10 protein-coding genes and 1 pseudogene are annotated in these 12,021 nt (G+C 63.7%); 6 read left to right on the top strand and 5 right to left on the bottom strand.

All coding sequences use genetic code 11. The features are described from left to right. Both IL54_RS23420 and IL54_RS19730 read right to left on the bottom strand, forming a co-directional pair. Window positions 1-313, bottom strand: a pseudogene (locus IL54_RS23420) (3-hydroxyacyl-CoA dehydrogenase); the annotation flags it as partial. A gap of 107 nt (window positions 314-420) precedes the next feature. After that, on the bottom strand, window positions 421-1,629 hold the full coding sequence (locus IL54_RS19730) for an acetyl-CoA C-acetyltransferase (RefSeq protein ID WP_037479771.1): 1,209 nt from the start codon (window positions 1,627-1,629) through the stop codon (window positions 421-423). 173 nt (window positions 1,630-1,802) lie between these two features. Here IL54_RS19730 and IL54_RS19725 point away from each other — a divergent pair, with 173 nt between their 5' ends. Then, complete coding sequence (locus IL54_RS19725) at window positions 1,803-3,473, top strand: MFS transporter (RefSeq protein ID WP_037479769.1); 1,671 nt, start codon at window positions 1,803-1,805, stop codon at window positions 3,471-3,473. Here IL54_RS19725 and IL54_RS19720 read toward each other — a convergent pair. Next, window positions 3,465-4,073, bottom strand: coding sequence for a nucleotidyltransferase family protein (locus tag IL54_RS19720; RefSeq protein ID WP_037479767.1), 609 nt, complete (start codon window positions 4,071-4,073; stop codon window positions 3,465-3,467). The two genes, IL54_RS19725 and IL54_RS19720, sit on opposite strands and share 9 nt — an antisense overlap. A gap of 156 nt (window positions 4,074-4,229) precedes the next feature. Between IL54_RS19720 and folE the strand changes: the two genes are divergently transcribed. From folE to IL54_RS19695, 5 genes are all read left to right on the top strand, one after another. Next, window positions 4,230-4,835, top strand: a complete 606-nt coding sequence (gene folE, locus IL54_RS19715; protein ID WP_037480530.1) for a GTP cyclohydrolase I FolE — start codon at window positions 4,230-4,232, stop codon at window positions 4,833-4,835. Further along, window positions 4,832-5,671, top strand: a complete 840-nt coding sequence (locus IL54_RS19710) for an SDR family oxidoreductase (protein WP_037479765.1) — start codon at window positions 4,832-4,834, stop codon at window positions 5,669-5,671. Before folE ends, IL54_RS19710 begins: the two co-directional genes overlap by 4 nt. A gap of 242 nt (window positions 5,672-5,913) precedes the next feature. Beyond that, window positions 5,914-6,690: an enoyl-CoA hydratase-related protein gene (locus IL54_RS19705; protein ID WP_037480527.1), complete on the top strand. Its 777-nt coding sequence runs from the start codon at window positions 5,914-5,916 to the stop codon at window positions 6,688-6,690. Between the two features lie 161 nt (window positions 6,691-6,851). Next, entirely contained in the window at window positions 6,852-9,239 is a 2,388-nt protein-coding gene (locus tag IL54_RS19700) for a TonB-dependent receptor (RefSeq protein WP_037479763.1), read from the top strand. Then, window positions 9,239-10,462, top strand: coding sequence for a dipeptidase (locus IL54_RS19695; RefSeq protein WP_037479761.1), 1,224 nt, complete (start codon window positions 9,239-9,241; stop codon window positions 10,460-10,462). The genes IL54_RS19700 and IL54_RS19695 overlap by 1 nt, the downstream gene beginning before the upstream one ends. Window positions 10,463-10,546: 84 nt before the next feature. On the opposite strand, the gene mmsB is transcribed toward IL54_RS19695, so the two are convergent. Together mmsB and IL54_RS23415 are read right to left on the bottom strand one after the other, a co-directional pair. After that, complete coding sequence (mmsB, locus tag IL54_RS19690; RefSeq protein ID WP_037479760.1) at window positions 10,547-11,431, bottom strand: 3-hydroxyisobutyrate dehydrogenase; 885 nt, start codon at window positions 11,429-11,431, stop codon at window positions 10,547-10,549. 145 nt (window positions 11,432-11,576) lie between these two features. After that, window positions 11,577-12,021, bottom strand: a 445-nt coding sequence (locus IL54_RS23415; RefSeq protein ID WP_162182266.1) for an enoyl-CoA hydratase/isomerase family protein, incomplete at its 5' end; no start/stop codon positions are given.

The following is a 12,021-nucleotide window of genomic DNA, read 5'->3' as shown; positions in this document are numbered from 1 at the left end:
AGGTTTCGAGGCGACGGAAGAGCTGATTGAGGACGAAAACCTGGTCGAAGATGGCGGCGGGCGCGGGGCGGCTGCCGTCTTTGGTCGCGAGCATGGAGCCGAAATATTTGAGGTCCATACCGGCCATGAAGCCGCTGTCCTTGCCCGACGCAATGACCGCGCCTTTGATCGCGTCCTCGGACGCGATGCGGGTGATGGCGGCGTCGAGATCGGCTAGGAAGTCCGGGCCGATGACGTTCATCGACTGGTCGGGAACGTCGATCGTCAGCGTGGCGATGCCGTCGGCGTCGGTGGTGAATGCGATGGTCTGCATGATGATGCTGCCTCTAAAGTTCCGTTCGGGCTGAGCTTGTCGAAGCCTTGCACTTTTCTTCAAGAAGAAAGGCCCTTCGACAGGCTCAGGGCGAACGGAGAAGGGTGTTAAATACGCTCGATGATGATGCCGGTGCCCATGCCTGCGCCGACGCACAGGTTGATGAGCGCGGTGCCCTTGCCCGATCGTTCCAGTTCGTCGAGCGCGGTGCCCAGCACCATCGCGCCGGTCGCGCCCAAGGGATGCCCCATGGCGATCGCGCCGCCATTGACGTTGATCTGGCTGTGGTCGAGCTTCATCGCCTGCATGTAGCGCAGCACGACGCTGGCGAAGGCTTCGTTGAGTTCCCACAGGTCGATGTCGGCGGTCGTCATGCCGGCACGGGCGAGCAGCTTGCCGGCGACGAATTCGGGGCCGGTCAGCATGATCAGTGGTTCGGAGCCGATCGACGCCATGGCGCGGATGCGGGCGCGGGGTTTGATGCCATATTTGTCGCCCATATCCTTGTTGCCCACCAGCACGGCGGCCGCGCCGTCGACAATGCCGCTGCTGTTGCCGGCATGGTGGATATGGTTGACCCGCTCCAGTTCCGGGTAGCGGAGCAGGGCGACGGTGTCGAAGCCGGGCATTTCCTCGCCCATCGCGGTGAAGGCGGGCTTGAGCGCGCCCAGCGACTGCATCGTCGCTTCGGGCCGCATATGTTCGTCATGGTCGAGGACGACCTGGCCCATCACGTCGCGAACGGGGGCGATCGACTTGGCGAAGCGGCCTTCGTCCCACGCCATCTTGGCGCGCTTCTGGCTTTCGACGGCATAGGCGTCGGCATCGTCGCGGCTGATGCCGAATTTGGTGGCGATGACGTCGGCACCGATGCCCTGGGGCGCGAAATAGGTTTTGTACGCGACCGCCGGGTCCATAGCGAGCGCGCCGCCATCCGACGCCATGGGCACGCGGCTCATGGATTCGACGCCGCCACCGATGGCGAACAGGGCTTCGCCCGACAGTACTTTGGCCGCGGCGATGTTCACGGCTTCCAGGCCGGAGGCGCAGAAGCGGTTGATCTGCACGCCCGGCGTGGTGAGGGCATAATCGGCGTTGAGGACGGCGGTGCGGGCGATGTCCGCGCCTTGCTCACCGACCGGCGTGACGCAGCCCAGAATGACGTCGTCGACATCGACGGTGTCGATCGCGGTGCGATTGCGGATCGCTTCCAGCACCTGGGTCGCGAGTTGGATGGGGGTGATTTCGTGCAGCGAACCGTCCGGCTTGCCCCGGCCACGGGGTGTCCTGACGGCGTCGTAAATATAAGCTTCCATGTGGCTTTCCTCTCCGTGGGTCGCCCCTGCCGGGCGCATCGGATACCGGCACTGAATGTATTTACGTTTACGTAAAGTGCAAGCGGGAAATATGTTTTTCTACCCCTACTGGCCCTGACGTAGCGGCAGTTTGCGCCCGTTGTGGGTTTGACGCTGCGGTCCAATTCCGCTTCATGGAGGGCGTGTCACCAGCCGAGTCTCCCCCCGCGCCGTCGCCCTTCTCCGTCCCCACCTTTCGCGCGATCTGGATGGCGAGCCTCGCGTCCAATTTCGGCGGCCTGATCCAGTCGGTCGGTGCGGCGTGGATGATGATTTCGCTGTCGGCGTCGCCGATGCTGATCGCGCTGGTGCCTGCGGCAACGACGCTGCCGATCATGCTGCTGTCGCTATGGGCGGGGGCGGTGGCCGACAATCTGGACCGGCGCAAGGTGATGATCGCCTGCCAGAGCTGGATGCTGGTGGTGTCGGCGTTGTTGGCGGTGACAGCCTGGGCCGGGTGGATGACGCCCTGGCTGTTGCTCGCTTTCACCTTTGCGCTGGGATGCGCCACCGCGATCAACGGGCCAGCCTGGCAGGCGGCGGTCGGCGACATGGTGCCGCGCGCGATCTTGCCGAGCGCGGTGGCGATGAATTCCATGGGCTTCAACCTGGCGCGCAGCGTCGGCCCGGCGCTGGGCGGCGTCATCGTCGCGACGGCGGGCGCGGCGGCGGCGTTCCTGACCAATGCGGTCAGCTATGTCGGGCTGCTTGTGGTGCTGTCTCGCTGGGAGCCGGAGCTGCCGTCCAAGATATTGCCGCGCGAGCGGCTGGCCTTGGCGATGCGGGCGGGGGTTCGTTATGTGGCGATGTCGCCCAATATCCAGCTGGTGCTGCTCCGCGCGGCGGTGTTCGGTATTGGCGCGAGCGCGGTGTCGGCGCTGATGCCGCTGGTCGCGCGCGACATATTGGGGGGCGGCGCGCTGACCTTTGGCCTCACCAGCGGCGCCTTCGGGGTGGGCGCGGTGACGGGCGCGCTGTCGACCCGGCACTTGCGCGCGCGACTGTCGGTCGAACATATCGTGCGCTATGCGGCGCTGATGCTGGCGCTGGGAACCGCGATCACCGGCATGAGCAGTTGGCTGGGGCTGGCGCTGCTTGGCTATCTGCTGGCCGGATTCGGCTGGGTCACGGCGCTGTCGACCTTCAACGTGTCAGTGCAGATGTCCGCGCCGCGATGGGTGGTGGCGCGGTCGGTTTCGCTCTATCAGATGAGCGCTTTTGGCGGGATGGCGATCGGCGCCTGGCTGTTTGGCTGGCTGGCCGAAAGCCAGGGCGTGGTCGAGGCGCTCTATGCGTCGGCGGCGGTGCAGTTCGTGGCGGCGCTGATCGGCCTGATGCGCCCGCTGCCGCAGATTGGCGACGATAATCTGGACCTGCAGAATAGGTGGCGGGAGCCGGATACAGCGGTGCCGGTCGAACCGCGCAGCGGGCCGGTGGTGGTGACGATCGAATATCGCATCCCGGTGGGATCGGTCGTGCCGTTCCTGACCGCGATGAGCGAGCGGCGGCGGATCAGGCGGCGCGATGGGGCGCATGGCTGGTCATTGATGCGGGATCTGAGCGATCCTGAACTGTGGATCGAGCGCTATCATGTGTCGACCTGGCTCGATTATGTGCGGCATAATCAGCGGCGGACCGTCGCCGACATCGCCAATAGCGATGCTATATGGGCGTTGCATACCGGGCCGGTGCCGCCGGTGGTGCATCGGATGCTGGAACGGCAGACCGGATCGCTGCCGCTCAGCCGCGCGCCCGATCCGCGCGAGATGGCCGATGCGATGACCGACCCGACCCGGTCAAGCTGAGTCGTCGGACAGGGGCGGTACGCTGTTCACCAGATCCTCCGGCGTGTCGATATCGTGGAGGATGCCGACGCTGGTGTCGATCTGGAGCCCATGACTGAGCAAGGCGCGCGCGCCCTGATCCCCGCGCAGGCGCAGCAGTTCGGGGAAATGCTTGCGGCCGATGAAGGCGGGGGGCGAGGAGGAGAAGCCATCGGTGCTGGCGACGACCGAACGGATATCCTCGGCCGCGAGGCAGATGCGGTTATAATGGCTTTGCGGCACGTCGGGCATATCGGCGAGGCAGATGAGGATGCCGCGCACGCTGTTCATCGGCATGAGATGTTGGACCGCGCGCACGATACTGCCCGAAATGCCGTCTTCGGGGCGGTCATTGACGATGATAGTGTAGCCCCGTCGATCCAGTTTGCGGTGGAGGACCGGGGCGACCTCGATCGGCCGGACCACCGCGACCAGTTCGGCAAAGGCCATGGAGGCGACGGTTTCCAACGTGTGCGCCGCGACGGGCTTGCCACGCAGGTCGGCCATCAGCTTGTCATCTTCGCCAAAGCGGGACGACATGCCCGCGGCCAGAAGCACGGCGGCGATCCGTTCAGTGCGCATGAGGTATTTGTTTGAAGGTCATTATTGTTCGTTCACGATCCCGTTCGGTGCCGATTTGCCACCCGTGCGATACCATGTCCAGTCATCCCGAAAGGGCTGGCCATTACAGGATCAAATCCTCATATGCGGGGCAATTAAGAAGGAGTGGCGCTGTTCATGGCATGTGATCCCGATGCGGAAACCGTTGGCAACGGCAAGGAGCCGGTTCCGTCCGAAGTGGCGGATGCGATCCGCACGTTGATCCGATGGTCGGGCGACATGCCGGAACGCGAAGGCTTGGTGGAAACGCCGGAGCGGGTCGCGCGGGCGTGGCGCGAATATTGCCGGGGCTATGGCGATGACCCGGCCTATCATCTGTCGCGCATCTTCCATGAGGTGGGCGGATATGACGATGTCGTGTTGCTGAAGGACATTCCGTTCCAGTCGCATTGCGAACATCATATGGCACCGATCGTAGGCAAGGCGCATATCGCCTATCTACCCGGCGATTATGTGGTCGGCATTTCCAAGCTGGCGCGGGTTCTGCATGCCTTTGCCAACCGGCTGCAGGTGCAGGAACGGCTGACGTCCGAAGTCGCCAACTGCATCTGGGAGCATTTGAAGCCTCAGGGCGTGGCCGTGGTGATCGAGGCGACGCATGGCTGCATGACCGGGCGCGGCGTCCGCACGCCCGGCGTCATCATGAAGACGAGCCGGATGCTGGGCGTGTTCCGCGACGATGAAAAGTCGCGCGAGGAAGTGTTGAAGCTCATCGGTTCATGATCGAAGAGGAGCGTCCCTATCGTCCATTGGGCAGCGCACGGCCTTCGGTGGAGCCGGTCGGTTCGTTGCCGCTGGCGACCAAGCGGTTGGCGCTGGTCACGGGCGGGCATCGGCGGCTGGGCGGGATCATAAGCGGGGCGTTGGCCAAGGCCGGTCATTCGCTCGCGATCCATGGCAGCCATGATACGCGGCTCGATTCCCACCTGGCGCTGACGCTGGAGGCGCAGGGCACGGAGTGGGATGGCTTCGTGGTCGATTTCGCCGACCCGGAAAATGCGGAGGAATTGATCGCGCGGGTGGCCGAGCGGTTCGGTCGTCCGCCCGACATATTGGTCAACAGCGCCGCGATGTTCGGGCAGGACCGGATCGACACGGTGACGGCTGATGAGTTGATGCGCCATTATGCGGTCAATTGCGCCGCGCCCGCGATGCTGACCAAGGCGTTCGCGACGGTTCCTGCGGGCACCTGCGATCGCTGCATCATCAATATTCTGGATCAGCGGATCGACCATCCGCATGGCGATCAACTGGCCTATACGCTGTCAAAGCTCGCGCTGGCGGGACTGACGCAGACGAGCGCGAACGCGCTGGCGCCCAGGGTGCGGGTCAATGCGGTCGCGCCGGGGCTGACCATCGCGACGCCCGATTATGATCCCGACCAGATGGCCCGGCTGGAAGCGATGATGCCGCTTGGCCGATTGCCGCAGGCCGAGCAGATCGCGCAGGCTGTCCTCTATTTGGCCGATGCGACCGCGGTGACGGGGCAGACGCTCTATGTCGATGGCGGCGCGCACCTCAAAAGCTATGACCGGGATTTCATGCATCTGTGCCGATAGGCTTGGCGGAAATGCTAGGGCGCAAGGGGGTGGCGGATGGCGTCGCTTGTCCATAGAGCAGAGTGGATAATGGATCCTTCCCTGGCAGGGGAGGTGGCTGGCGCAGCCAGACGGAGGGGTGTCCCGCTATCGAGAGGGTGACACCCCTCCGTCAGCCCTTCGGGCTGCCACCTCCCCTTGCAAGGGAGGATTTATCGGAATTGATGCGGTCTTGATTGGCAACGCAATAATGGGAGATGGCAATGACCTATGAAACGATCCTGGTCGAACAGCGCGACGCGGTCACGCTGATCACGCTCAACCGGCCGCAAGCGTTGAATGCGCTCAACGGCCAGGTGCTGAGCGACCTGAGCGCCGCTTTTGCCGCCTATGATGCCGACCCGACCCAGCATTGCGCGGTCCTGACCGGCAGCGAAAAGGCGTTTGCGGCGGGTGCGGACATCAAGGAGATGGTCGACAAGGACGGCGCCGATTTCTTCCTGCAGGATTTCTTTTCCGGCTGGCAGACCCATGTGGTCGCCACCCGCAAGCCGTGGATCGCGGCGGTCGCTGGCTTTGCGCTGGGCGGTGGGTGCGAACTGGCGATGATGGCGGATTTCATCATTGCGGCGGACACGGCGAAATTCGGCCAGCCCGAAATCAAGCTCGGCGTGGCTCCTGGCATGGGCGGGTCGCAGCGCCTGACCCGCGCGGTCGGCAAGGCCAAGGCGATGGACATGTGCCTGACCGGGCGGATGATGGGGGCTGAGGAAGCCGAACGGTCGGGCCTGGTAAGCCGGATCGTGCCTGCCGCCGAGCTGCTGGACGATGCGCTCAAGACCGCGGCCGCCATCGCCGCGATGCCGCCCATGGCCGCAATGGTGAACAAGGAAATGGTGAATATCGCGTTCGAGACGGGCCTGGCCCAAGGATTGCTGACCGAGCGGCGCATGTTCCAGATCCTGACCGCGACCGAGGACAAGAAGGAAGGCATGACGGCCTTTGTCGAGAAGCGGCCTGGCGTCTGGAAGGGCCGCTAAGTCTGTGTGACTGATCGGCAACAGGCACGGATTTTGTGACAGATTGATGGCGGCTTTTCCCAGCACCCTCGTTTCAGAAGGAAACTGAATAACGAAATATGGAGAGGTGCGACGCCCTGCGCGTCACCCTGATCGGCTCATGACACCCAGGGAGCCTCTTCATGTCCGTCCATTTTGTCGTCCGTCCGTCCACTCGCGCGCTGCTGCTGGCCTGTGCCGCCGCAGCCCTGGTTCCTGCCGCCCATGCGCAGGAGCCGGTCGGCGATGACGAGACGAGCATCACCGTTACCGGCCGCCGCATTTCCCAATCGTCCGAGGCGATCGGCGAGGACAAGGTGAGCAATGTCGTGGCGGTGACGCGCGAGGCGCTGCTGTCCGCGCCATCGGGCATTTCGGGCCTGAAGATGCTGGAGCAGTTGCCCGGCTTCAATGTGCAGACCGATGGGGCGCTTGGCCTCTATGAATTCGGCAACAGCGTCCAGACCCGCGCGTTCAACCTGGATCAGATCGGCTTCATCGTCGATGGTATCCCGACCGGCCGCAGCGATGCGTTTGGCGGCAGCCCGGTGTTCCGCTATGTCGACAATGAAAATCTGGGCGTGGTCGAAGCCGCCGTCGGCGCAGGCGATGTAGGCCTGCCCAGCTATTCGACGCTGGGGCCAGTGGTGCAATATAACAGCATCGCGCCGCAGGAGGATATGGGCCTGTTCGTGTCGCAAAGCTTTGGCGATTTCGGGCTGAAGCGGACCTTCATCCGCGCCAGCACGGGACAGGTCGGGCCGTTCCGCGCCTATGTCAGCCGCACCAAGCTGGACAGCGACCTGTGGCGCGGCGTCGGCACGGTCGATCGCGAGCATTGGGAGGCGCAACTCCACGCCGATCTGGGCGGTGATAGCTGGGCACGGTTCAAATTCGTGTCGAACGACTTTTTCGACTATGACTCGCCGACGCTGAGCCGCACACTCTACAATTCCGCGACGCCGGATGTGGGCGGCAACACCGGCCGGGATCGTGGCTATATCGCCGTCGTGCCCAATAGCACGCCGGGTTTTGCGCCGGTGGCGGGTGGCCCGGCCTTTTCCAACAGCAACTATACCTACACCTATAATCTCGCGCTCAATGTGCGGAAGGACAAGCTCTATGGCGGCACTGTCCATCTGGGGATAGCCGATGGTGTATGGGCCGAAGCGACGGCCTATTATGAGGATAAGGGCGGCTATGGCGTGTCGCCCGACAGCTATGCCAACAGCCTGTTGCAATATACGCGGCAAACGGCGGCAGGCCTGGCGCTGACGGCGCCGCGCGGTACGCAATATGGCCTGTCGACAGTGGGCGGCGACCGCTATGGCCTGACCACCAAGCTCCATTGGGACATGGGCGCGCATAGCGTGGAGGCGGGCCTGTGGGCCGAGGTCGACAGCTATAATCGCACCCAGGCACGCTTCAACACGACCGACGGGTCGCCCGCCAGCGCGCCCAATCTGGATGAGCTCGTCTATGCGCGGCGCGATTATCAGTCGGAACGGCATACGACGCAGGCGTTCGTCAAGGACCGCATTTCCCTGATGGATGACAGTCTGATCTTCGACCTGGGGATCAAGGCGTTGCATATCGACTATCGCCAAAGCGGCTATCGCGACTTCAACGACTATTATCGCAATGCGGGCACCGCCGCTGCGCCCGTCTGGGTCGCGGGCTGGGGACCGCAGACCAACCGGGCCAGCTATGGCGACGGGTTCCTGCCAATGGCGGGCGTCCTCTACAAGATCGACAACCAGACCCAGATTTTCGCCTCCTATGCTGAAAATATGGCCTTGCCCAAGGGGATGGACGACATCTTCTCCGTTGCACTGAACAGCAGCGCGGCCGTCGTGCCTGCTCCTGCACCGGAACGGTCGCAGAATTTCGAGGCGGGTATCCGCACCAATCAGGGGCAATTCTATGCCTCGCTGGCGGGCTATTACACCAAGTTCAAGAATCGCATCCAGTCGATCACGGGCATCCTGCCCGGCACGACCAACGTCACCGAAACCTTCTTTCAGAATGTCGGCCGGGTGACGGCCTATGGCGCGGAATTCAGCGGCACGTTCAAACCGTCCGCGCTCAATGGCCTTGCCTATTTCAACCTGAGCGCCACCTATAATATCGCCAAGTTCAAGGACGATATCGTCACGCCCACCCTGACCTATGCGACCGATGGCAAGTTCATTCCCGACAGCGCCAAATGGATCGTCAATGGCGGCGTGACGATCGAACCGGCGAGCTGGCTGGTGGGCAATATCTCCGGCAAATATACCAGCCGCCGCTGGTCCACCTTCGTCAATTCGCCGGGTTCGAGCGTGCCGGGCTTCACCGTGTTCAGCGCCTATGTCGATATCGGCGATGGTTTCAGCCTGGGGCCGGTCAAGAGCGTGAAGGCGCGGTTCAACGTCGATAATCTGTTCGACAAGGATGTGCTGTCCTATATTTCCTCGACCGTGACGGGCGATGGCTTCTTCCGGCCGCTGTCGCCGCGCACCTTCCAGTTCACCATTTCGGGCGAAATCTGATGCGGGTTGGACCTATGATGGGGGCAGCGCTGATCGCGCTGCTCCCGGTTGCGGTGTCGGCGCAGGCTGTGCCGAAGAAGGTGCAGCAATTGCACCAGAAGCTGCTGACGCTCGACAGCCATCTCGACACGCCTGCCTCGCTCGACCTGCCGGACTGGTCGATCGACGAGGAACATGGGGTGCATAGCGACTATACCCAGGTCGATTTGCCGCGCATGAAGAAGGGCGGGCTAGATGGCGGTTTCTGGGCCATCTATACGGGCCAAGGGCCGTTGACGGTCGAGGGCTTTGCCAAGGCGCGCGATTTCGCGCTGATGCGGGGGGTGTCGATCCGCGAGATGGTGGCGGCGGACCCGGCCAATTTCGCGCTGGCATTGGAGGCCAAGGACGCGGCGCCGATCGCGGCGACGGGCAAACGGGTCGTCTATATGTCGATCGAAAATGCCTATCCGCTGGGCGAGGATATCGGCCTGCTCCAGACATTCTACGACATGGGCGTGCGGGTGGTGGGCTTTGCCCATTTCGCGCATAACCAGTTTGCCGACAGTTCGACCGATCCGTCCAAAAAGCCGCGTTTTGGCGGGCTTAGTCCGCTGGGCAAGCAATTGCTCAAGGACATGAACCGGCTAGGCATCGTGCCGGATGCGTCGCATAGTTCGGACCAGGTGCTGGACGATCTGCTGGCCTTGTCCACGACGCCGGTGCTGCTGACCCATTCGGGGTGCAAGGCAGTCTATGACCATCCGCGCAACATCGATGATGATCGGTTGAAGGCGCTGGCGGCCAAGGGCGGCGTTATTCAGATGAATGCCTATGGGGCGTATCTGAAGGCGGCCAAGCCCAACCCGGAGCGGCAGAAGGCGATGGGGGCGCTGTTCGCGTCGATGCGGGATGGCGGCAAGATGACGGCGGAGAAGCGGGCGGAACTGCTGAGCAAGCGGCAGGAGATCGACCGGCTTTATCCTGAGACCGACCGGGCAACCTTCGATGATTTCATGGCGCATATGCTGCATGCGCTCAAGGTCGTGGGGCCGGACCATGTCGGCATCGGCGCGGACTGGGATGGCGGCGGCGGGGTCGTCGGCATGGAGGATGTGCTGGACCTGCCCAGGATCACCGAAGCACTGTTGAAGGCGGGCTATAGCGAGGCCGATGTGCAGAAGATCTGGGCGGGCAATGTGTTGCGCGTGCTGGCGGCGGCCGAGGCGGGGAAGGGGAAGTGATGCACCGTTCGCCCTGAGCGAAGTCGAGAAGCGGCAAGCGCGGTGCCAGCGTTTCTCGACTTCGCTCGAAACGAACGGAGGGGGTTACTTCCCTTCCAGCATCTCGATCATGAGGGAGAAGTCGCGGGTGGCTTCGCCCTGGTTGGCGAGGAGTTGGTAGAGGGATTCCGCCACATTGCCCATCGGGACCGAGGCCCCGACCGAGGCGGCGGCTTCGGTGGCGAGTTTCAAGTCCTTGAGCATCAGGCCGACGGCGAAACCGCCCTGATAGCCATTGTCGGATGGCGATTGGGGGCCGACGCCGGGGACGGGGCAGTAGCTGGTCATCGACCAGCTTTGGCCCGACGAGACGCTGGAAATGTCATAGAAGGTCTGCGGATCGAGGCCCAGTTTCTTGGCCATGGCGAAGCTCTCGCAGGTGGCGACCATGGTCGCGCCGAGCAGCATATTGTTGCAGATTTTGGCGGCCTGGCCATTGCCCGCGCCGCCGGCGTGGATGACCGCCTTGCCCATGGCCGAGAGGATCGGTTTGGCGCGTTCGAAGGCGGCGTCGGTGCCGCCGACCATGAAGGTCAGCGTGCCGCCATTGGCCGCTGCGATGCCGCCGGAAACGGGGGCGTCGACCATGTCGAAGCCGCGATCCGTCGCCGCGTCGATCACGCGGCGGGCGGTGGCGACGTCGATGGTCGAGCAATCGAGGAACAGCGCGCCGGGTTTGGCCGCACCATAAACTTCGCCCGAATAGACGCTTTCGACATGCTTGCCGGCGGGCAGCATGGTGACGACGGCGTCGGCGTCAGTCGCGGCGTCGGCGGCACTGCTGGCGCGGATGGCGCCGAGCGATTCCGCTTTAGCCAGTGCTTCCTCCGACAGGTCGAAGGCGCGGACGGCATAGCCATGCTTGAGCAGGTTGGCGGCCATGCCGCCGCCCATATTGCCGAGTCCGATGAAGGCGATGGTCTGGGTCATGATGCTCTTCTCTCCTGCTTAACTTCGCATATTTCCCGTAAAAACGGACATATTCGTGCGCGGCCCTGATCCTATCGGAAAGCGGGCGGCGTGGGGCAGGCAGCGTGCATGGGGACCATAGCAGGTGCCTGCGGTGTAGGACAGATCAGGTCGCGAGCGCCGGGAGTGGCGTCCATTGCTGGTCGGCGGGCAGGGCTGCGAAGATCGTATCGATCATCGCGTCGCTGACATCCTCCAGCGTGGCCGGGTTCCATTGCGGCTTGTTGTCCTTGTCGAAGATCAGCGCGCGCACGCCCTCGACGAAATCGGGGCGGCGGATGATCGCGCAGGCGAGGCCATATTCCATCGCCATGTTGGAGGCGAAATCGGGCTGGGCCGCGCCTTCGATCAACTGGCGCAGGGCGACCTTGATCGTCTGGGGCGATTTGGTGGCGAGGGTGGCGCGCTGCTTGGCGGCCCATTCGCTGCTGTCGGCGGCGAGCGCGGCGACGATCTCCTCCGCCTTGTTCGAGGCAAAGAGGCGGTCAATGTCGGGGCGGGCGGCTTCGAGTTTCGAGGGTGGGGGCGTTTGCGTGGCGGCGTCGAGGATG

The organism is Sphingobium sp. ba1 (assembly GCF_000743655.1).
In the GTDB taxonomy this organism is placed as follows: domain Bacteria; phylum Pseudomonadota; class Alphaproteobacteria; order Sphingomonadales; family Sphingomonadaceae; genus Sphingobium.
Note: the sequence above shows the minus strand (reverse complement) of the source record. Positions and strands in the feature narration are given on the sequence as shown.

Coding starts and splice junctions, on each gene's coding strand:
- mmsB (WP_037479760.1), bottom strand. CDS start 11,431: ATGACCCAGACCATCGCCTTCATCGGACTCGGCAATATGGGCGGCGGC.
- folE (WP_037480530.1), top strand. CDS start 4,230: ATGGCATGTGATCCCGATGCGGAAACCGTTGGCAACGGCAAGGAGCCG.
- IL54_RS19695 (WP_037479761.1), top strand. CDS start 9,239: ATGCGGGTTGGACCTATGATGGGGGCAGCGCTGATCGCGCTGCTCCCG.
- IL54_RS19700 (WP_037479763.1), top strand. CDS start 6,852: ATGTCCGTCCATTTTGTCGTCCGTCCGTCCACTCGCGCGCTGCTGCTG.
- IL54_RS19720 (WP_037479767.1), bottom strand. CDS start 4,073: ATGCGCACTGAACGGATCGCCGCCGTGCTTCTGGCCGCGGGCATGTCG.
- IL54_RS19730 (WP_037479771.1), bottom strand. CDS start 1,629: ATGGAAGCTTATATTTACGACGCCGTCAGGACACCCCGTGGCCGGGGC.
- IL54_RS19710 (WP_037479765.1), top strand. CDS start 4,832: ATGATCGAAGAGGAGCGTCCCTATCGTCCATTGGGCAGCGCACGGCCT.
- IL54_RS19705 (WP_037480527.1), top strand. CDS start 5,914: ATGACCTATGAAACGATCCTGGTCGAACAGCGCGACGCGGTCACGCTG.
- IL54_RS19725 (WP_037479769.1), top strand. CDS start 1,803: ATGGAGGGCGTGTCACCAGCCGAGTCTCCCCCCGCGCCGTCGCCCTTC.